This is a genomic window from Olivibacter sp. 47, assembly GCF_030372825.1.
GTDB lineage: Bacteria > Bacteroidota > Bacteroidia > Sphingobacteriales > Sphingobacteriaceae > Olivibacter > Olivibacter oleidegradans.
This window is the reverse complement of the sequence record NZ_JAUCNR010000001.1, coordinates 3,236,784-3,256,440: the sequence shown is the minus strand read 5'-3', so window position 1 is coordinate 3,256,440 and position 19,657 is coordinate 3,236,784. Positions and strand designations below refer to the sequence as shown.

23 protein-coding genes are annotated in these 19,657 nt (G+C 38.6%); 17 read left to right on the top strand and 6 right to left on the bottom strand.

The annotated features are described in order from the left end of the window. Positions 1-30: 30 nt before the first annotated feature. Positions 31-546: a CinA family protein gene (locus QT327_RS14165; protein WP_013666984.1), complete on the bottom strand. Its 516-nt coding sequence runs from the start codon at positions 544-546 to the stop codon at positions 31-33. 62 nt (positions 547-608) lie between these two features. Next, on the bottom strand, positions 609-1,382 hold the full coding sequence (locus QT327_RS14160) for an OBAP family protein (RefSeq protein ID WP_242627183.1): 774 nt from the start codon (positions 1,380-1,382) through the stop codon (positions 609-611). Positions 1,383-1,722: 340 nt separating this feature from the next. Here QT327_RS14160 and QT327_RS14155 point away from each other — a divergent pair, with 340 nt between their 5' ends. From QT327_RS14155 to QT327_RS14140, 4 genes are all read left to right on the top strand, one after another. Then, positions 1,723-2,433: a YciE/YciF ferroxidase family protein gene (locus tag QT327_RS14155; RefSeq protein WP_130855952.1), complete on the top strand. Its 711-nt coding sequence runs from the start codon at positions 1,723-1,725 to the stop codon at positions 2,431-2,433. A gap of 14 nt (positions 2,434-2,447) precedes the next feature. Further along, positions 2,448-2,693, top strand: a complete 246-nt coding sequence (locus QT327_RS14150) for a hypothetical protein (protein ID WP_013666981.1) — start codon at positions 2,448-2,450, stop codon at positions 2,691-2,693. Between the two features lie 87 nt (positions 2,694-2,780). Next, positions 2,781-3,566, top strand: coding sequence for an alpha/beta hydrolase (locus QT327_RS14145; RefSeq protein WP_130855953.1), 786 nt, complete (start codon positions 2,781-2,783; stop codon positions 3,564-3,566). A 61-nt stretch (positions 3,567-3,627) separates the two neighbouring features. Then, the gene (locus QT327_RS14140; RefSeq protein ID WP_289553135.1) at positions 3,628-4,707 is read left to right on the top strand and encodes an SDR family oxidoreductase; all 1,080 of its coding nucleotides are present in this window, start codon (positions 3,628-3,630) and stop codon (positions 4,705-4,707) included. A 20-nt stretch (positions 4,708-4,727) separates the two neighbouring features. Here QT327_RS14140 and QT327_RS14135 read toward each other — a convergent pair whose 3' ends face one another. After that, the gene (locus QT327_RS14135; RefSeq protein WP_130855955.1) at positions 4,728-4,937 is read right to left on the bottom strand and encodes a hypothetical protein; all 210 of its coding nucleotides are present in this window, start codon (positions 4,935-4,937) and stop codon (positions 4,728-4,730) included. Positions 4,938-5,272: 335 nt separating this feature from the next. Between QT327_RS14135 and QT327_RS14130 the strand changes: the two genes are divergently transcribed. Then, entirely contained in the window at positions 5,273-5,533 is a 261-nt protein-coding gene (locus tag QT327_RS14130; RefSeq protein WP_130855956.1) for a hypothetical protein, read from the top strand. 185 nt (positions 5,534-5,718) lie between these two features. Here QT327_RS14130 and QT327_RS14125 read toward each other — a convergent pair whose 3' ends face one another. Beyond that, on the bottom strand, positions 5,719-7,188 hold the full coding sequence (locus tag QT327_RS14125; protein ID WP_013666977.1) for an MFS transporter: 1,470 nt from the start codon (positions 7,186-7,188) through the stop codon (positions 5,719-5,721). A 215-nt stretch (positions 7,189-7,403) separates the two neighbouring features. On the opposite strand from QT327_RS14125, the gene QT327_RS14120 reads away from it, so the two are divergent. Further along, entirely contained in the window at positions 7,404-7,973 is a 570-nt protein-coding gene (locus QT327_RS14120) for a nitrogen regulation protein NR(II) (protein WP_289553132.1), read from the top strand. Between the two features lie 8 nt (positions 7,974-7,981). After that, entirely contained in the window at positions 7,982-9,748 is a 1,767-nt protein-coding gene (locus QT327_RS14115; RefSeq protein WP_289553130.1) for a PAS domain-containing sensor histidine kinase, read from the top strand. A gap of 18 nt (positions 9,749-9,766) precedes the next feature. Here QT327_RS14115 and QT327_RS14110 read toward each other — a convergent pair whose 3' ends face one another. Further along, positions 9,767-9,955 carry a hypothetical protein gene (locus tag QT327_RS14110; protein ID WP_013666975.1) on the bottom strand — a complete coding sequence of 63 codons (189 nt, stop codon included), beginning with the start codon at positions 9,953-9,955 and terminating at the stop codon, positions 9,767-9,769. A gap of 481 nt (positions 9,956-10,436) precedes the next feature. Between QT327_RS14110 and QT327_RS14105 the strand changes: the two genes are divergently transcribed. The 6 genes from QT327_RS14105 (at position 10,437) to QT327_RS14080 (ending at position 15,817) form a co-directional block, all read left to right on the top strand. Then, complete coding sequence (locus QT327_RS14105; protein WP_013666973.1) at positions 10,437-10,670, top strand: hypothetical protein; 234 nt, start codon at positions 10,437-10,439, stop codon at positions 10,668-10,670. Between the two features lie 117 nt (positions 10,671-10,787). Further along, positions 10,788-11,090: a hypothetical protein gene (locus QT327_RS14100; RefSeq protein WP_013666972.1), complete on the top strand. Its 303-nt coding sequence runs from the start codon at positions 10,788-10,790 to the stop codon at positions 11,088-11,090. Positions 11,091-11,143: 53 nt separating this feature from the next. After that, on the top strand, positions 11,144-13,468 hold the full coding sequence (locus QT327_RS14095; RefSeq protein ID WP_130855958.1) for a TonB-dependent receptor: 2,325 nt from the start codon (positions 11,144-11,146) through the stop codon (positions 13,466-13,468). 36 nt (positions 13,469-13,504) lie between these two features. After that, complete coding sequence (locus QT327_RS14090; RefSeq protein WP_083812314.1) at positions 13,505-14,368, top strand: DUF4249 domain-containing protein; 864 nt, start codon at positions 13,505-13,507, stop codon at positions 14,366-14,368. A gap of 149 nt (positions 14,369-14,517) precedes the next feature. Continuing rightward, entirely contained in the window at positions 14,518-15,105 is a 588-nt protein-coding gene (locus QT327_RS14085; protein WP_130855959.1) for a DUF4202 domain-containing protein, read from the top strand. Between the two features lie 199 nt (positions 15,106-15,304). Continuing rightward, positions 15,305-15,817 (top strand): hypothetical protein, encoded by a 513-nt coding sequence (locus QT327_RS14080; RefSeq protein ID WP_130855960.1) that lies wholly within the window; start codon positions 15,305-15,307, stop codon positions 15,815-15,817. 48 nt (positions 15,818-15,865) lie between these two features. On the opposite strand, the gene QT327_RS14075 is transcribed toward QT327_RS14080, so the two are convergent. Then, positions 15,866-16,240 carry a YccF domain-containing protein gene (locus QT327_RS14075; RefSeq protein ID WP_013666967.1) on the bottom strand — a complete coding sequence of 125 codons (375 nt, stop codon included), beginning with the start codon at positions 16,238-16,240 and terminating at the stop codon, positions 15,866-15,868. Between the two features lie 174 nt (positions 16,241-16,414). Between QT327_RS14075 and QT327_RS14070 the strand changes: the two genes are divergently transcribed. From QT327_RS14070 to QT327_RS14055, 4 genes are read left to right on the top strand one after another with little or no spacing between them, the layout of a single operon-like run. Beyond that, positions 16,415-17,191 (top strand): alpha/beta fold hydrolase, encoded by a 777-nt coding sequence (locus QT327_RS14070; protein WP_289553126.1) that lies wholly within the window; start codon positions 16,415-16,417, stop codon positions 17,189-17,191. Between the two features lie 46 nt (positions 17,192-17,237). After that, on the top strand, positions 17,238-18,116 hold the full coding sequence (locus QT327_RS14065; protein ID WP_289553125.1) for a glycosyltransferase: 879 nt from the start codon (positions 17,238-17,240) through the stop codon (positions 18,114-18,116). Then, on the top strand, positions 18,116-18,436 hold the full coding sequence (locus tag QT327_RS14060; protein WP_289553124.1) for a glycosyltransferase: 321 nt from the start codon (positions 18,116-18,118) through the stop codon (positions 18,434-18,436). Before QT327_RS14065 ends, QT327_RS14060 begins: the two co-directional genes overlap by 1 nt. A 21-nt stretch (positions 18,437-18,457) precedes the next feature. Beyond that, on the top strand, positions 18,458-19,654 hold the full coding sequence (locus QT327_RS14055) for a glycosyltransferase (RefSeq protein WP_289553123.1): 1,197 nt from the start codon (positions 18,458-18,460) through the stop codon (positions 19,652-19,654). Positions 19,655-19,657: the final 3 nt, after the last annotated feature.

Here is a 19,657-nt window from a genome sequence, read left to right as displayed (position 1 = left end):
TTTCCGACATTATCTTCTCTATTATTTCTTTTAAACTGCAGTATTTGCTAAACGATGATGGTTTATCAGTGCTTTGGTAATCGTTTTACCAATTTGTTCGATTGTCTGGCTAATAATGGCGTCAGGTGTTCCCGTAAACAATTCTCGACAGTTCATCACTTTCTTTCCAAGAACAATACTGTAAAACATGGTTCCAACAGGCTTTTCAGCACTTTCGCTACCTCCGGCACTTGGCAATCCGGTTACCGCCACTAACACGTCAGCATCTATTAAATTTTTCAGCCGAACGGCCATTTCTTGTGTTACCTCTTTTGATTCGGGGGAATACTGATCTACCAAGCTTTTAGGTACACCTAGGAGTTTTTCTTTAAGCTTCGCATCATAACAAACTATGCCACCTTTTAGGAAGCTCCCTGCCTCTGGCAGTTTCGCGAAGGTTGATGTCAAACTACCCCCGGTAGCGCTTTCAGCAAAGGCGATAGTTAAACGGTTGTCTTTAAGTAATTTAGCACATTGCTCAATGGCTACTGAATCTGTTTCTATCATAATTATATCATTACTATAGAAATAACCATCCTAATTTTATTTTGTTCTGTAGCTGTTAAAGATTACTTCGTTCTTTGGGGCAATAATCCCTGATGTTTATCTTGCGCACTATCAACTTGATCAGAAACGATAAATTGGCGTAACTCACCTTTCTCCCAAGCATTAGCCATCGGATCCACCGTTGGGAAAGGAATTTCACTTCGTTGTTTTTTTCTTTCTCTAGATGAAACGCCCAATCTGTGATCCCTATCTCGTAGTAGATCATTTTTTAATTGTCCATCGCGTGTAAATCCCATCATAAGCATGGGACTGCCTATGGGTAAGGTATGTTGCTGATCGGTATGCCATGTATGTATGGTCTTACCGTAAGTGGAAATTAATTTTTCCATGAGTTCCTTTTCCACTGCTTCCGGAATGCCAGGTGCAACCAGCGTACCTGATTTGACTTCGTAATGATGCGAGTGCCATAGTTTTTTTTCTTCCTTAGGCAAGGTATTAAACAGTTTTTCAGTGACTATATATTCAATACCCATTATTTTCGAGTCTTTCGAATTGCCATCAAAAATAATTGCTTGATAGAAATCTTCATTTAATTGGCTAACATAATGATGCGCTTCCATTTGAGCATTCATATTACCATTGTAAAAGTGAAAGCCGTTTAGATAGACGTTAAATGCACTTAAAGGAGCTTTATTCTGTAGTATATCAGCACCCGTGTTTAATGCTTTGTCTTTGATTGTTTTATCTTTTCCCTGCTCATTCACATATGTTTGCGTGTTATTTCCTCCACAAGCAAAAATAAAAACAACGGAAACGATGGGCACTAGTGTTCTCATAGAGTCGATATTAGTTAGTTTCATTATGTTCCAATTAAGATGCCATGTTTTTGAGGATACGCTTTCTAAGGAAGATATTAAGTAAACCATTTACTAAAGCAGTACCACTCCATTCCAATTGTTATCTAAGATGTAAGACACTCTATTATGTATTTTAGTACACTATTAAAATGAAGCCAAAAAAAAATCAATGTTAATATGTTTGAAGAATATAGTTGAAAATGCCGTTTTGAACACCTTATCCATTTATTTTTAAGAATGTATTTTTTTAGGCAATTAGGTAGAGATATTGTATAGGAATGTTAAGTAATTTAAACAATAAACGATTTACTTCAGCATTATGAACAACATACAAGAATTGAGCAACGAAAACTCTACACTATCTATTTTTTTCCATACTATGATCAGCGAAATATATTGGTCGGAAAAACATCTCGGAAATGTGCTACACACCATGAAAAGCACGGCAACGACCGATGAACTTAAGAAGGCTTTCGATATGCATATGAGCGAGACGCATGAACAATTGAGACGAATAGAGCAAATATTTGATCAGTTAGGAAAACCAATCAATGAAAGAAGCAGTCTCGGTATGCAGGGATTATTTGATGAAGGCTGGCGAGTTATTGACGAAACAGAGGAAGGATCTTTCCAGCGAGATGTAGCCTTGGTAATTGCAGCGCAAAAGGTTGAGCACTATGAAATTGCCTGCTATGGCAGTCTTATCAATCTGGCAACATTACTCGGATACAATTCGATAGTAGGGTTGCTTAAACAAAGTTTAGAAGAAGAAAAAGCGACAGACGCTAAATTGACTAAACTGGCGGAAGAACAGCTGAATAAAGCCGCTAAGCGTGAATTGTCAGATGAGCCAACACCGATAAGTGTAAGCGGCCGAAAGAAATCGTCAAAAGCACCGCTGAAAGAAGAACGGGAGACTAATGTTGCAAAACAGGGAGCTAAAGGGACTAAATCACCTACGGGGACAAGCAAAGGGAGTAAAGCTAATAAAACTGATAAAATGGACGGGGAATCAAAGATTAAGAAATAAACAAAGGTTGAGTTATGGAATTTACAATAAAAGAACCTGTTACCGACACTGTGGTACGTTTGAGTGCTGAACCTGAGGACTATAACGGACAACAGGGCTGGCGGATTCTTTATCCGGATAAAGAATCGTTTGTGATTGTAAAGGAGGGTGAGGATTGGAAAGTTGTCGATGAAGAGGATTTTAATCCGGAAATATTGTCGGTAATCGTTAATGGTCTTCGAGAAAGGGCGAACAATCCAAATAGTGATGTTGTATTCTGATAGAATTAGCTCCATCTTATAATAAACGAAGGCTGGTTTTTAAATATACCAGGGAACTCAATAGTAAGCAAAAGCAATTATGTAAGAATGAAAGATATAATTTTTATTCATGGCATGTTCTTAACTGCCAAAAGTTGGAAACCGTGGGAAAAATTCTTCGGAGCGCGTGGTTATAATTGCCGTTCGCTTTTTTGGCCTTTACATGAGGACGAACCTGCTATTCTTAGGAGCAATCCACCTGCTAATCTTGGCGATCTACATTTAGACGAGGTGGTAGCGAGTATGACGCATGAAATTTTGAAGCATGACAAGCCAGTCGTTATCGGTCATTCAGTTGGCGGTTTAATAGCCCAGTTACTTGCCAATAAAGACTTAGTTAGCCTTGCTGTAACCATTAGTTCCGTTGCACCGAATGCTATGCTTGAATTCGATTGGAACTTTATTAAAAACAGTGCGCTGATAACAAATCCGCTAAAGGGCAATAAGCCTTTTGTGATGGACGAAACTTCTTTCCATCAATTTTTTGCCAACACATTAGATAAAAGCACTTCCGACATAGCTTGGGAGGACTACGCTGTTTATGATAGTCGTAATATTTTACGCGATTGTATGGGACCGGTAGGCCAAGTCGATTTAAATAAACCACATATCCCATTACTTTTTATAATAGGGGAAGAAGACAAAATTATCCCCGTGGCTTTAGCGCAAAAAAATGCAAGGGCTTATACAGATAGTGAGAGCATTGTCAATTTTAAATCTTTTCCCCAACGAAGCCATTTCATCTGTGGAGAACCAGGATGGGAAGAGGTGGCGGATTATGTATATACCTGGATTAAAGGCCAGCAAACCGAACCCTCTGTAAAATTAATATAGCATAGCTTATAGCTATCATTCTCAACCTACGGTACTGCGGCACCCTTAAACAGTTCTTGTGATGTGGCGCGACTATCTGATGCTTGAGACCACTAGAGAAGAAAGGGATATGAAAAGAAGATATAGGAAAAATTTCAGTGATAAAGTCATCGTCATAACCGGCGCGTCTAGTGGATCAGGTAAAGCAATGGCAGAACAGTTCGCTCTAGCAGGAGCAACCTTGGTATTAGCGGCTAGAAACATAGAAGCACTAGAAGAGCTGGCATCCGATTGCCGATCTCTTGGAGCTGAGGTTCTCGTCCAGCAAACCGATGTCTCCAAGCCTTTAGAAGTTATTCACTTGGCTGATATGGCAGCCTCTTTTAAAAAAAGAATTGATATATGGATTAACAATGCCGGTGTTCTGGCGGTAGGTAATTTCGAAGATATGCCTATAGAAGTACATGATCAACTTATTCAGACTAACCTAATGGGTTATTTACATGGTGCGTATACAGTAATACCCTATTTTAAGAAGCAGGGCAGAGGAACGCTCATTAATAATATCTCGGTTGGCGGCTTTTTACCAGTACCTTATGGCGTAAGTTATTCCGCCAGTAAGTTTGGTATTAGAGGCTTCTCAGATGCATTAAAGGCGGAATTAAGGAAATGGCCTCATATTCATATTTGCGATGTATATCCTGCTTTTCTTGATACACCGGGTATGTCGCATGCGGCCAACTATACCGGAAAAGTGATTCAACCGATGCCTCCTGTACATGACCCTGTCAGATTTGCAAAAAGTATATTGAAATTAGCTGATAATCCTGCAAGCTTTAACTGGGTTCATCTGTCTGCCGCCGCGCTTTCTCTTGCTTACCGGCTTTTCCCAAAGCTAACTTCGTACTTTTCTTATAGGATAATTTCATCATACCTGAAACGCGCAGATTTATCGGTGAAAACTGATGGTAATGTTTTTCTTCCGCTCGCCTATAATGTAGGTATAATAGGTGGGTGGCGATACGCTACGAAAGAGAAGATCAGACCTACTTTAGCGAAAGGTGCCTTAGGAATCCTCGGATTAACGGCTCTGTTGTTAGTAGCACCGCTATTATCTAGGAAGGTAAAAGGAATTGCAAGAAAACGTCAACTGTCTGAATAAATCATCTCTATTAGCTGCTTTTATTTTCTTGAACTGTCCCTTTGAGCAGCGCTATCGGTGTTCATTGGATACATTTTTTCACTTAAAGTTGAATCTGAAGGCTGCTGCTTTTCAATCGTGTCCGGATCGAACTGTTCTTCTACATCATCAGGTGATTGACTGTCACAGCCACAACCATTTATAAAAAAGACAACGAAGAAAATAAAAAAGAGCAATTTGGAGCTTTTCATAGTGTTTTTTTAATAGATAGATCAATTTTTATTCCATTTGACTTAAATATACGCTTTCGATGATAGTCTTTTGATTGCAGCCGGTATTTATCCCAAATTTCTATTTTTAGCGAGTCGGTCCAACAACATTTATATTTGGCGAGGCAGTCTTTTCATTTGGACCGATTTTTTCGGTGTACTAAAATTTGTATACCGCTGTAACTCTTTTTAACATAAATAAATTCATATCCTGAAAATCTGTGCATTTTTTAAGCAGTCAATATTAGGCATGAGCAAAATTGGTCGATGGCAGGAATATTGTACCCGATGGTATACGACTCACATATAGATGTAACATGATACCAAACAAGAATAACAAAATAAATATCGATATCAATGGAGCAGGTAAAATAGAGACCGTAGATGTATTACGGCAAGGAGATGTTTTCGTTATTAACAGGGGGGGAGGTGAGCAGTTGTCGATTATTAGCAATGGTGAAGGCACATGGCGTTTAGTCAATGGAGTGGCCGATCAACAAAGCGTCGATAACATTGGAAAGGCCTTAATTTCCCATTTCGGCCTAAACAAAGTACTAAACACGGAGAGATTTAAATAAGCGATCACTTTTTTCACAAAATAGCTGAAGTCGTTTTTTGTTATTTTCATATTGTTTGGTCACTAATACCAAAGGGTAATCTATTCTTTCTCATACAAAGACACCATTAGTAAAGCAAAGAAAAAGCGTATAGAAATTTGGTCTAATTTTGCTATCAGGTAATATTAGCTTATGCGCAAATGAAGCTAAGGTGTTTTTTTTGTTCTTCGTTTCAGTATGGCAACCAGCTGCTCATGCCAATTGATAATATTTCCAATTACAAAATATTCACGTAGGTTATTTTTTATACTCGTTCGCATAATACGTTTGACAATGTCTTTTTCAACTTCGCCAACCTCTTTCACGCGACCTAAGAACTCAAGTGCAACCAAGGCAAGTAGCGCCCCGATTAAAAAAAGAAAATTCCATTCATGTAAAGAAAGGAGTTTAACCAGCTTGCTATAATAGGGGCTACTCAACTGGGCGGTCACCAAAATTTTTATATCGGTAAAATAGTCTGCCAAAAAGCCACCGATTAATGGTGCAAGCGATGAAAAAACGGCCGTGACAATATTCTTTACCGATAAATAAACAATAGCGTCGCCCTTTGGCGCTAATTTTAAGCCAACATTCGTTAATGATAAGTTAATACCTGCCGTAGCGATCCCACTCAAAATATATATGATTACCAATAGCGCGAGGTTGGCATATAAATGTGAATAAATCCCTACGAAACACCATCCAATAATACAGGCGATATAGAGTGGTGCACTTAATCTAATAATACTTTTATTGCTATATCGATCAGAAAATATGCCCCATATACGTAGTGTCAATATACTGAATAGTTGACTTATAATTCCCAAAACAATAATATACGACAGCGGTAAGCCTAAGCTTTTTATTAAAAAAACAGTGAAGAATGGCGTAGCGATGTTTAATGCAAATACCCAAGCTGAGTTGAAAACAAGTAATCGCCTGAAGTTGTCGTCTTTTAACGGAAGTGTGAACAAAGAAAAAATATTGGCACTCGTCAAGTAAGACTGAGGTTCCGGTGCTCTAGACAATAAATATCCTCCTAAAATCCCTATGCCACCTGCAATTATAAAAAAGGTTGCATACGTATATAATTCGTATTGCGGATAACGATTTTTTACAAAATCGAGTAAAAGCGCCAATATTATGCTTAAAATAACATTTACTGTTTGCGTATACCTGCTGCGTTTAGAAAAATAACTTCCCAGCATATTCTCAGGAACCATATCTTTCATCCACGAGTTCCAACTGGGCCCTGCGATAGAGCCAAAAAAATAATAGAAAAAAAGAAAGAAGATCAATATATTTACCGAAATGTCTGTTGTCCACCATACGGTAAGACCTATAAGAACCAAGGGTGTCCTTGCTAAAAAAGCACAGAAAACGGCTACAGCCCTTCGATTATTATATTTACGCACAAGCCATATTGATATGAGCTGGGAGAGATTGGTAATCATGGGTAATGCGGCAAGCAAACCGATCTGAACATTATTAGCACCTATCAAAATCGCTAAGGCAACTAAAAACGCTCCGCTTGTAAAAGAGGTCATGATTTCAGCAGCGAGTCCGTCCCATATAACCATATTAAGTCCATGGCGAATTTCCTCTTCTGTTAATACTTCTTTAGGCGTTAGCTTCATGAGAGTACAGATTTTTTGAATATTAGTCCAACTATTATTCCTAAAAGTCTCATGAGTAAAGATTCTCCGGTATGCTATAATTTTTTTCTTTTAAGATAACCAAGGCATAATGATACGAAGCAAATTCAACGGAAGACAGATTTAGTTATTGTATGTGTTAAACAAAACAGATACTATAACGTTCTTATTGCGAACATAGATCCTGTCAAAAAAACATGAAACCCGGCGACAACCACCATAAAAATAATTATAGAATCGATCACGATGAGCATAATCTTGCCTTGTTGACTCAACAAAAACAACTCACAGAAGAGAAGTATTTTTTCCTTCTCGACAATATTAATCAAGGCTTCTGTATTATAGAGCTAATCTGGAACGACCGGGAAGTCCCTATCGATTATCGGTTTATACAGGTAAATAAAGCATTCGAACGACAAACGGGCATTAAGAACGCCGTTGGTCGTACAATGAAAGAAATAGAACCATCACATGAGGAGCACTGGTTTCAAATTTATGGGGAAATAGCGAAAAGCCGCAAAGCGCGACATTTTGAAGCGCAAGCCGAGCTTCTTATCGGCGGTTGGTATGAAGTGGACGCCTTTCCGATGGAACATGATACCAATAAAGTAGCTATATTATTTAACGACATTTCAGAAAGAAAAAGAGCAGAAAAACTTACAAAAGAATTTACATTACAATTAGAACGAGAGGTTAAGGAACAGACAGCAGCCTTAAAAGAAAGTCAAGATCTTTTGCGGGCAACATTGAACAGTTCAAAAATATAACGCAAGTATTGCAGGCCATTCGAGATGAAGAGGGCATGATTGTCGACTTTCGATACGTCTTTTCAAATAAGTTGGGGGAGCGAATTTTTGGGCATATTGCCGGCACGAACATATCGTCGTATGCTAATCACCTCGATCTGTTCGATCGTTATTCACGGATAGTTGAAACCGGCAAGGATAGTACATTTGAACAACCTCTTTCTATAAATGGAACACTGAGGTGGTATGATATGACGCTAATTAAGCTAAATGACGGTTTAGTGGTAAAAGGCTTGGATATTACCGAAAGAAAAGAAGCCGAAATTAATCTGAGAAAAAGCAACCAGTTACTCCAATCCATTTTTGACACAAGTTTAATTGGCATGTCTGTGTTGGAGGCGATACGCGATGACAGCGGCCGCGTAACCGATTTCCGCATAAAGATCGTCAGTAAAGAACTTGAACGGGAAACTAAGCGCTCAGACTTGGAAGGGAAGCTTTACTTACAAGAATATCCCGGAATAAAAAAGGTGGGTATTTTTGACATGATGCTCCGTGTAATCGAAAGTGGTAAGCCGGAGCAGATGGAATATCTATATACATACGATGGCTTTCATAAGTGGTTCTCTTGTATGTTTGTTAAAATGGACGATAGCTTGGTGGCCACTAATCTTGATATAACCGAACGGAAGATCGCTGAAGAAAAGATAAAGGAGGACGATGCGCTTTTACGAGGTATCGCTGAAGCTGCACCTGATATGGTATATGTAATTGACATCCGTTCGATGCAGATGGTATATGGGAACAATAAACTAGCTAAACTTCTCAATAGGTCATTGAACGACATCAAAGAAATGGGCGCCGAGCTTTTCGATCGAATAATTTACGCGGACGACCGCGCAAAATTTGATAATAACATTGATGCGCTCAGGCAAACAACGAAGGACGACGAAATAAAAGAGCTTGTATATCGACTAGTAGATGGTTATGGCAGATTGCATTGGATTCAGACACGGAGAACGGTATTTAAACGAGATAGTGATGGCCGACCAACTCATATCATAGGTATCTCGCTGGATATTACCGAGCAGGTATATTTACAAAAGAAGAACCTTCAATTAAGGCTGGAACGAAATGAACTGGAAAAGAAACAGCAACGGGAGATTTTTATGGCAACGCTGAATGCTCAGGAGGAAGAGAGGCGGCGGATCGCCGAAAACTTACATAACGGTTTAGGACAGTTATTGTACAGTGTAAAGCTTAACTTGGAGCAATTGAATCCTAAATTGGAAAATGATCCTGCAATTCATTTCAACTCACTAAAACAAGCTGAACGGCTGTTAACGGAAGCTATTAGAGAAAGCAGGAGGATATCACACGAGCTGATGCCTGCTATTTTAGAGGACTTTGGTTTGCAAGCCGCTATCGAAGATATATGTGAGCAGTTCAATAAGACTATCGATTTTAACTGCCAATTTCAGGGGCTGGATAGAAAGCTTGACAAACATATCGAAATAGCCGTATATCGAATGGTTCAAGAGCTCATCATCAATATTATTAAACATGCGCGAGCTACTCGAGCATCTATTTTAATAACACTTAATGGCGACATAATCTCCATTTCTATTGAAGATAATGGCGTGGGTTTCCGAGAAGTATCTCCAAAACGCGGAATAGGCCTAGGCACAATCCAAAACAAAGTCAAATTATTAAATGGTACTGTTGACATAAAGTCAACGAAAGGAAACGGAACAAAGATTCATATCCACTTTCCTTATAAGAAAGGAAAAAGTTGAAAAGAATCCTTAATTAAGTTACATAAAGAAAAAATAAGCAATAGCAAGCGCTACTATTGCAACAATGATCGCCCAATGGATCGTAAAACCTACTTTTTTATCATCCTTTTCCTCAAGTGCTGCTTTCGGTGGCCCAGGATTTTCTTCATGTTTTCCGTAATCGGTTTCCATCTTCGTTTTCGAACTATTTGCTTTGTCTTCTGTCATGTCTTCTATGCTATTGCTACATTAAGGTAACAGCCCAAACGCCCTAGTGTTTTTATAGAATGGAAAAAAAATGGAACGGTTTTTAACATGTCCTAAATCAAGAATTTCGTGTATGTAATATTATAATTTCTTCCTTCGTCGCAATTTAAACACCGACACCGGCATATTGAATCAGTTTTTGGCAAGGCTATTGGGCGTTCTAATATATGAGGCAACGCAGGAATAAGATGTGGGTGGCATTCGCACTAGTTATTGCGGCCGCCATGTTGTTTCGTTTCGCAATTGCCATTGTACACAATGACTTTAGCGTGGTAATAATCATATGCGGTGCTACTTTTTTATTTTTAGGATCACTTGTGGCGTTTGCTATTTATTTCAAAGAATGAAATGAATATACATCGTAAAAATGGTCAAAAGCTAAGGTTCGGTATCCATAGTGATAATAGTTGAGTGAAATTTTAAAGCTGGCGCAATAGGAGATATGAAAAAATGGGTAACAGAAATCACGGCAATAGATCCACATACCAGGGAACTTAAAAAATGGTTGGGGCCTTATATCACAGCTCCGACTATGGAAGCGGCGACATTGTATTGTCAGAAAAATGGATTAGGCTACTGTGAAGTGACGGGGCAGTTGATCAGCGAAATCCCTTGTAAAGAAAACAGTTACACTCCCGACTGGGTAAGAAGAGTGGATTTTGATAACCTTAACTAAATCGCAAAGACAAGACTAGTCGCTCCTGCAGGGAAACAAAAGTTGCTGTATATTGTTTACCTTACAGTTGCCTTATTCTGAAAAAGGAGATAGGCAGTACGATTTAATCTAGAAATAATGGCAACTATAAATCGTGACGATCTTTTAAAACTAGGTTTTGAAGATTCAGAAGGTCCGGTATCAAGCGATAATTTCGACTATATTGTTATAAGATATTATATACATAAGGATAAACCGTGGATAGGTATCGAAGAGCATTACCCAAAAAAATACGGAAATCAGGTCGATCCTTCCCACGTTACTTCTGCCGTCATCAATTATGGAACAAAAAAAGGTAAAATTGTCTATAACAAAGACGAGGTAAATGCTTTTTTATCTTCACAAGGTAATATTCCATTTAAAAAAAATCCAAAACTTTAGCGAACGAATAGGGGTGTATAGAGAGTATGTTGTCATGCATTAAAATAAGATGCATGATGAAAGCTTTTCTATTCTTTATTATTGGAGCGCTATTCGCTCTTCCATGTTTTTCCCAAAACAAGTTTACCGTTAGCGGCACTGTTAAATCAGCCAGTAAAGGAGAAACTGTTATTGGTGCCACAATAAGTGCTGGGGGTAGATATGTAACGCAGACCAATGAATATGGTTTTTATTCGCTCACAGTACCGACCGGTACATACGAGCTGACAATTTCCAATGTGTCGTTTGCACCTTATAGCCAGCAAATCATCGTAAATAAGGATATCACCCTGCATGTAGAATTAATAGATGATGCCCAAACCTTGGATGAAGTTGTGATATCTTCAAGTAGGGGTAGAAGCTTAAGTAGCCCTCAGATGGGACTAGAAAGAGTCACTCCCAATGAAATTGCAAAAGTTCCCGTTTTAATGGGCGAAAAGGATGTTGTCAAAGTGCTGCAATTATTACCAGGTATTAAATCAGCAGGAGACGGCAGTAGTGGGATGTACGTGAGAGGAGGAGCCGCTGATCAAAATTTAGTACTGCTAGACGAAGCTAACGTATATAACGCTTCGCATTTACTTGGCTTTTTTTCAACTTTTAATTCAGATGCAATAAAAGATGTCTCTGTTTATAAGTCAGGTATGCCTGCGCAATACGGTGGAAGGTTATCATCCGTTCTGGATATCAAAATGAACGACGGAAATAATCAGGATTTCAATGTAAGTGGAGGTGTGGGACTTATATCAGCTAAACTGAACGTGGAAGGCCCCATACAAACCGGAAAATCTTCTTTTCTTTTAACAGGACGCAGAACATATGCAGATATGTTTCTAAAATTATCAAACGATTCAAGTATAAATAGTAACTCGCTGTATTTCTATGACTTAAATGCAAAATTGAATTATCAATTGGGCGAGAAAGATCGCATTTACTTTTCAGGATATTTAGGAAAAGATCATCTTGGTGTTGGCGACTTGTTCGGACTTGATTGGGGAAATAAAACTGCAACTATGCGTTGGAATCATGTTTTCAACAGCAAACTTTTTTCAAATACATCATTGATATACAGCAATTACGATTACAATATATCTATTAACAGTGGAACTAATAATTTTGATATCCGATCAAACATACGCGATTATAACTTTAAGCAAGAGTTTCAATGGTATCCTAATAACCGCAATAGTATAAGAATGGGACTTAATTCCATATACCATAATATCAAACCAGGTGAGGTAAGAAGCAAAAATGAAGAGTCATCGATTAATGATATACGCATGCAGAACCGCTATTCATGGGAAAATGGGATTTATGCAAGTAATACTTGGAGCGTGTCAGATAAGTTTAACCTAACCTACGGTCTGAGGTTAAGTACTTTTAGTATACTTGGCGAAGGGGACTTCTACAATGTTAACAGTGAAGGTAAAGTTATAGACACCACGCATTATGGCAAAGGTGATTTTGTAAAAACGTATGTAAATCTTGAACCTCGCCTCGCTGCCAGTTATCAATGGAACAGTGCCAATTCAGTTAAAGCTTCTTATGTTCGCAATGCGCAATATCTCCATTTAATTTCTAATAGTACCAGCACGAGCCCCACAGATAAATGGATTGCAAGTACAAATATTATAAAGCCCGAATTATCAGATCAGTTTTCAATAGGTTATTACAGAAACCTTGCAGACAATCGCTACGAACTTAGCGTTGAATCTTATTATAAGACACTCCAAAACCAAATCGATTATCGGGATGGTGCCGACGTTTACAATAGCAACAACGCTATTGAAACCGAGCTGCTGTATGGAAAAGGCAGGGCATATGGGATCGAATGGTTATTAAAAAAGAGTACAGGCAGATTAACGGGATGGATAAGTTATACGTTATCAAAAACAGAACGTAAAATCGATGGGATTAATAATAATGAATGGTATAATGCCCGACAAGATCGAACACATGATATAGCTATTGTAGCCATGTACCAACTAAACAAGAAGTGGACATTATCAGCCAACTGGGTATTTTATACCGGTGACGCTGTTACTTTCCCCGCCGGAAAATACATAATTGACGATCGCACAGTTTATTATTACACAGCACGTAACAGTTATCGCATGCCTAATTACCATCGATTAGACCTAGGTGCAACCATGCAGCTAAAGCAGAAAAAAAGATGGAGTTCTGAACTTAGCTTTAGCCTATACAACGCTTATGGTAGAGAGAATGCTTACACCATTGAATTTATGGATAGTAAGAATGATCCCAATAAAACAGTTGCTAATCAAATCGCTCTTTTTAAGTTCATCCCCTCAGTTTCATACAATTTTAAGTTTAAATAAATTATTACCATGCATTTGAATAATATACATCCTATAATGAACGATCGTTCAAACTTTATAGCCTATACAGTCTTTAAGAAATATTGGAATAGGTTGTTTAGCATCATATGCTTAACTGTAGGCGTTCTATTAAGTTCTTCCTGCGAGAAAGAAATTGATATCGAACTCAAAGGAGCTGATCAACGCTATGTAATAGAAGGGGTTATAACGGATCAAGAGGGGGGATGCAAAGTATTGATAAGCAAGACAAAAGATTTTAATGACGATAATAGCAGAGTAACTGTTACAGGAGCGCAGGTCTTTATTAGTGAGGGGGCCGAAACGCATGAGCTGCAGGAAACCGAAGTCGGAACTTATACTGCACCTACTTTGAGAGGCTTAGAAGGACATACCTATAACTTACGAGTACAGATTGGTACTGAAATATTTACTTCAAGTTCTACCATGCCCGCATTGGTTAAGATGGATAGTCTTTATATTGTTGATGACCTGATATTCGGAGATAATTATAAACTGCCAACGATTGATTTTCAGGACCCGGCCAACGTAGTGAATAGCTACCGTTTTTTATTATATGTAAATGGAGTAAAAAAGAAACAGATTTTTGTTATAAACGATGAGTTGTCTAACGGGAAGGCAAATTCGATTAGGTTATATGCAGATGTGGGCGAAGATGAAGACAATCCGGAAAACAGACGCATCAGAAGCGGCGATCTTGTACGGGTAGAAATGTTAGGTATCGATCAAGCCGTCTACAAATATTTCTTTAGTTTGGATAATAGTGCAACGGGAGAAAACCAATCAGCCACGCCTTCTAACCCCGTGAGCAACATACAAGGAAATGCCTTGGGATACTTTAGCGCTCATAACATACAAAGTAAAGAAATCAGCGTTCCGTAAGCGAATCAAAAAAACATGAGTACCTCCTTATTGTCGAAGACAAAAGTTAAGGAGGTACTCTATTGTTTTCCAGCTCGACTAATACTGATAAAAAATTGCTTATATTTCATACAATATGTTATTTTTACCAAAGCTTATCGACATCGTGTATGAATGACAAACTGCAACAAGCGTTCGATTTATTTGACGCTTATAATAAAAGAGATCCAAACCGAATTATTTGGGAGGGGCAATCCTTCCCCCAAGAATACTTCTTGGCAATCAAATTACATGATTGGATAAAAAAGCTGGATCCTCAGGCAGAAGAGACACTGCTTCTTGCGTCAAGGTGTCAGCATATCGGTCGCTGGGAAATCCCACGTGAAAGCTATGCACCCGATAGAGAAGGTTATTTAAAATGGCGGAAAGAACTGGCTATTTATCACGCAAAGAAAGCAAGCGAAATTCTAAAAGAGGTCGGCTACTCAACCGATCAAATTAATGCAGTCCAAAATATTATCCTTAAAAAGAAAATAAAGGTAAATTCAGCTGTCCAAACAATGGAAAATGCGCTTTGCCTTGTATTTCTTGCTTATCAGTACGAAGAATTCTATCCCAAGCATCGCGATAAAATTGTAAATATCTTAAAAAAGTCCCTGCTAAAAATGGATGCCCACGGCCATAGCTTCGCGCTTTCCTTGCCTTATTCCCCCGATGGGCATGAATATATTAAAGAAGCGCTAAAACTAATTCATTAATATACCCTCAAAACATTACGCCCATAAAACGGTTAGCTATATTGGAGCACTCCTAAGCTCCACAGCACAACCTACATCAATATTTCTCTAAATAAAACAAATATTCACATAAATATTGTGAAATTATCACAAATGCGTACCTTAGTATATACAATGATATTGAACTTCGGTTTGAATATTAGCATCTTGTGAATCGACCATGAAACTATTGAAAAAGGTTCTTCCGGTGAAAGAGATATACACCGAATTATCAAAAAAAGATATCATAGAACGTCTATGTAGCATTCGTATAACCAATTATGATAATCAGCAAATTGCGATACATTCTTACATGAAGGTTTATGATGACCGGATACAGATAAAACGCGAGCCTTCATTATACGAAAGCTTTAGAGGAGCCGGTGAAGTTTCTTTTAAGCTGCATCCTTTGGAAAGCGGGACAAAAATCATTTACGATGTACAACCATGCAGTAAATCTACTATTATAAAAGGAATAACATCCATTGCTCTGTTTTTATTAGTTCTGGCCTTCTATATATTTTATTTATTCGGAATACAGATCATTTCTATCACAAGTATTCTGGCTGCATGGGCACTTGTTATTTTTATTCTTTACTATGGCTTAAATAACCATATTTTCCAATTAAGGGCTTATGCACAACAGTTGCTGCGTGGGGTAACGGATGACCATAACGTAATTGAAAAAAAATGATCCAATGACATCGTTCATTCACCGTCTGACTTTGTAAAACGCCATTCACTAATTTTCTACCACCTTTTTTCCGAAAGGGATTAGCGAAATTTCCAAAAGCTTAAGATGTTGTTTAGCAAAAGGGAGGCCTATAATGGTAATAGCCAACAAAACTGCCCAAAAGAGATGATTGAGCGCCGTATATAAGCCACCGCATAGAATCCAAATCAAATTGGCAACCAAATTTAAGCAGCCGGACGAAGTTGGCGTGTTAACCACGCGCTTCCCGAATGGAAATAAAACAATAGCTGCTAATTTAAAACACTGGATGCCAAAAGGAATTCCTATAATGGTCACACATAACACCAACCCGCCGATTAAGTAACCTAGCGCCGCTAAAAAACCTCCACAAATAAGCCAAATTAAGTTACCGATAAGATTCATAAGTCCAATTCGTCATTTTTATATTTCTATAGATAATGTTCACTCCAATTTGTTACATATTGAAGTTGTTTTCAAGATAGCAAAAAAGTGAACAAAATGCTTTAGGCTCTTTGTACTCAATTAAATCATATACCATGTATTTTAGCAAAAAGCGAGATTTAAAAGTTGTAGCCGATGCCACATATACAGATTCAAAATAGAGAAATACATATTCAGGAACTGAACAAAGATGCCCCTCAAACAATCGTATTAATACATGGTATGTTCAGCAATCTTTCTGTATACTATTTTCGAATAGCGCCTCTTTTAGCCAAATATTTCCATGTCATTATGTACGATTTAAAAAGTCATGGTCTCTCTTCCCGAGTTGATCATGGATACCGTTTTGATGATATGTCATACGATTTAATCGACCTCATGGATACGTTAATGCTTGAAAAGGTACATCTCGTTGGATATAGTTTCGGAGGCCTGGTTGCATTAAATACCTGTTTAAAATATCCAAGTAGGATTGATAGGTTAGGTGTAATCGAAGCTCCCGACCCAGGCGATCGGAAAACGATGGATATTATCGATATCTATAGCAAAGAATTTCTTGAACATTATATACAAAACTTTACGGATACGACGAAAGTCAAAATGGGAAAACGCCAGCTCGAGAAAAATCATCGAATGTATCAATACTTATTTGATCATACCAGTATTAAGGATGATATGGAGAAGGAGATAGCTTATTTCTCAAGCGCCCCAATAAGTAGTATAACACAAAACACTTTACTAATCTACGGCAAGCAGTCTAATTGCCTTGAATCAGGTAAGTTTCTAGCAAAACATATTGTCAACGCAGAATTCGTAACCTTACCGGGAGATCATAACTTACCGATGCAGGCACCTGAGTTGATCGCGAACAAACTACTTGGATTTCTGTCCAAACAAGCGGTGTTGGCATAGTAGCACACGAATGAATAAATAGGGCGTCGACTAAAAAAACAGCTCCATGAAAAAAATACTATTTGTTGTACCTCCCCTGATGGGGCATGTAAACCCGACATTAAGTTTAGGTAAAGCGTTGCTGGAAAAAGGCTTTAAAGTGGCTTGGTTAAGTGTTGATGAGAAACTTGAGGCCATGTTGCCTCCAGGCGGTGAGTTTTTGCCACTAAAATACAATACTTCCGAGGCAGAACGTGCGCAACAGCATGTTTTTTTAACTAAAATTTCCGAAAAAAACGTAACAGGCATAGAAAGCGTGAAATTTTTGTACGAAGATGTACTTATTCCTCTTAATCGATTTATGTATCATGGAATTCGCGATTGGGTTAAGGTTTATCAACCGGATTTAATCGTTAATGATCATCAACTTTTCAGTGCAGCGATAGTTGCTATACAATCGGATGTCAAATATGTCACATCTGTTACCGCACCTGCAGCCGTTAAAATGCAACAGGACCTACCGGGCATCTCACAATGGGAAGACAATCAGATTATTTCCCTTCAACAAGAGTTAGGACTCAACCTGAATCGATCCATAGCTTGTTCAGAAGATCTAACGATCATTTATACATCGCGTGATTTCTTCGGTGATATGGAATTAGCGAAGGGCTATCGGTTTGTCGGCCTTTCAGTTCTCGACAGACCAGTGAATTTCAATTTTGATTGGAAAGCCCTGGAGGCCATGAACCATCAGCGAAAAGTATTAGTTTCAATAGGAACGACATTTGATCACAGTTTTAAACGAGATTTTTTTGCAAAGGTTATCGAAGCCTTGGGCAATCGAGATATATCGGTGGTGGTTGTTTCCGATCCGGCTTTATTTGACAAATGGCCTTCGAATTTTATTGTGGCGCCAAGGTACCCCAACTTTCACTACTCCGCTTAATGGACGCCGTTGTTTGCCACGGAGGCCACAATACGGTTTGTGAGACCCTTATGCAGGGGATTCCCCTGGTTGTAGTGCCTATCGCTTACGACCAATCTTATGTTGCCGGAAGGGTGGTTGCCACAGGGAGTGGTTTGCGGCTTAATTATAAACGATTCAAATCGGAACATCTCAAAGACGCACTTGAACGTGTTTTAACAGAGCCTAGCTTTAAAACAGAAGCACAGAAGCTTTGCTCTTCATTTCAATTAGCCGGTGGCGTTTCGTATGCTGCGCAGCTTCTGGAAGACTTTGCTTACAATTCCATAATAGCCGATTAGGTTACAATTTAAATAACAGCTATGTCGAAATTCCTTTTTGTGGTCCCCCCGTTTTTTGGACATGTCAGCCCAACCTTAAGTGTTGGGGCTAGCCTCTTAAAGAGAGGCCATGAAGTGCAATGGGTATCTCTGGTCAATATAAAAGCAGAACAAGTTCCGGAAGGAGGGGTTTTTACTGTTCCGGCAATTTATTGGGATAAGCACGGTGAAGAAATCGAGCGGATTTTAATAATGCAGGATCAAGGACCGCTACTTTCCGGTGTTGAAACTTGGAAATTGGCGCTGGAAGATACTTACATTCCATTTTGTAAGATTATGTATCAGGGCTTGAATGATGTAATAAGCACATTTAAGCCAGATGTCGTCGTAAGTGATTGCATTACCTTTGCCGGTGGTATTTGTGCTTATCAACATGGAATACCCTATGTTACGACAACACCGGTACCCCCAGATTTAGGTGCAAATGCCATGAATAGTCCAAAGATATGGGAATGGCAACAAAATCTAATGTTCAGTTTGCAAAGAGAACTCGGAGTTGAGCGAAATGAATTAATTTTTCATTCCCGAAAACTTAATCTTGTTTTCACCTCACAATACTTTGCTTCCATAACAAAGCCCGAACCCCATATGCGATTCGTAGGCCCGGTTGCAGGACGTCCAAACAAAGTTGCGTTCGACTGGGATCGACTGGAAAAAAGTAGGGGGCCTAAAGTTTTCGTTTCTTTGGGAACTTTATTGGAAGATATTAGAAAGGAGTTTTTTTTAAAAGTCATTGAAGCTTTTAGAGATGAACCTTTAACCATCGTTGCCGCGACAAAACCGGAGATCATAGAAGATTGGCCCGAAAACTTTATTGTTCAGGGTTTTGTTCCACAATCCGAAGTGATGAAAAAAATGGATTTGGTTATTTGCCATGGAGGATTTAATACCGTTAACGATGCTATTTTGAACGAATTGCCCCTATTAATAACGCCTATTGCCTATGATCATTTTCATACTGCTGATCTCGTTGAAAAAGCCGGTTGCGGAAAAAAAATTCGTTACAAACGCATGCGGATTGCAGATCTTCGGAACGCAGTATGGGAGCTCATCGAGCAACCCGATTATAAAAAACAGGCCGGCCACGTTAAACAGACTTTTCTCGCCGCGGGAAGTAATGATAGCGCAGTAATTTTATTAGAGCAAACAGCTCAAGCGGAGGATTTGATTTATAGTTAGCTA

Coding starts and splice junctions, on each gene's coding strand:
- QT327_RS14055 (WP_289553123.1), top strand. CDS start 18,458: ATGTCGAAATTCCTTTTTGTGGTCCCCCCGTTTTTTGGACATGTCAGC.
- QT327_RS14085 (WP_130855959.1), top strand. CDS start 14,518: ATGAATGACAAACTGCAACAAGCGTTCGATTTATTTGACGCTTATAAT.
- QT327_RS14090 (WP_083812314.1), top strand. CDS start 13,505: ATGAACGATCGTTCAAACTTTATAGCCTATACAGTCTTTAAGAAATAT.
- QT327_RS14140 (WP_289553135.1), top strand. CDS start 3,628: ATGTGGCGCGACTATCTGATGCTTGAGACCACTAGAGAAGAAAGGGAT.
- QT327_RS14155 (WP_130855952.1), top strand. CDS start 1,723: ATGAACAACATACAAGAATTGAGCAACGAAAACTCTACACTATCTATT.
- QT327_RS14135 (WP_130855955.1), bottom strand. CDS start 4,937: ATGAAAAGCTCCAAATTGCTCTTTTTTATTTTCTTCGTTGTCTTTTTT.
- QT327_RS14100 (WP_013666972.1), top strand. CDS start 10,788: ATGGCAACTATAAATCGTGACGATCTTTTAAAACTAGGTTTTGAAGAT.
- QT327_RS14080 (WP_130855960.1), top strand. CDS start 15,305: ATGAAACTATTGAAAAAGGTTCTTCCGGTGAAAGAGATATACACCGAA.
- QT327_RS14160 (WP_242627183.1), bottom strand. CDS start 1,382: ATGAGAACACTAGTGCCCATCGTTTCCGTTGTTTTTATTTTTGCTTGT.
- QT327_RS14075 (WP_013666967.1), bottom strand. CDS start 16,240: ATGAATCTTATCGGTAACTTAATTTGGCTTATTTGTGGAGGTTTTTTA.
- QT327_RS14095 (WP_130855958.1), top strand. CDS start 11,144: ATGATGAAAGCTTTTCTATTCTTTATTATTGGAGCGCTATTCGCTCTT.
- QT327_RS14150 (WP_013666981.1), top strand. CDS start 2,448: ATGGAATTTACAATAAAAGAACCTGTTACCGACACTGTGGTACGTTTG.
- QT327_RS14120 (WP_289553132.1), top strand. CDS start 7,404: ATGAAACCCGGCGACAACCACCATAAAAATAATTATAGAATCGATCAC.
- QT327_RS14110 (WP_013666975.1), bottom strand. CDS start 9,955: ATGACAGAAGACAAAGCAAATAGTTCGAAAACGAAGATGGAAACCGAT.
- QT327_RS14060 (WP_289553124.1), top strand. CDS start 18,116: ATGGACGCCGTTGTTTGCCACGGAGGCCACAATACGGTTTGTGAGACC.
- QT327_RS14145 (WP_130855953.1), top strand. CDS start 2,781: ATGAAAGATATAATTTTTATTCATGGCATGTTCTTAACTGCCAAAAGT.
- QT327_RS14165 (WP_013666984.1), bottom strand. CDS start 546: ATGATAGAAACAGATTCAGTAGCCATTGAGCAATGTGCTAAATTACTT.
- QT327_RS14065 (WP_289553125.1), top strand. CDS start 17,238: ATGAAAAAAATACTATTTGTTGTACCTCCCCTGATGGGGCATGTAAAC.
- QT327_RS14125 (WP_013666977.1), bottom strand. CDS start 7,188: ATGAAGCTAACGCCTAAAGAAGTATTAACAGAAGAGGAAATTCGCCAT.
- QT327_RS14070 (WP_289553126.1), top strand. CDS start 16,415: ATGCCACATATACAGATTCAAAATAGAGAAATACATATTCAGGAACTG.
- QT327_RS14105 (WP_013666973.1), top strand. CDS start 10,437: ATGAAAAAATGGGTAACAGAAATCACGGCAATAGATCCACATACCAGG.
- QT327_RS14130 (WP_130855956.1), top strand. CDS start 5,273: ATGATACCAAACAAGAATAACAAAATAAATATCGATATCAATGGAGCA.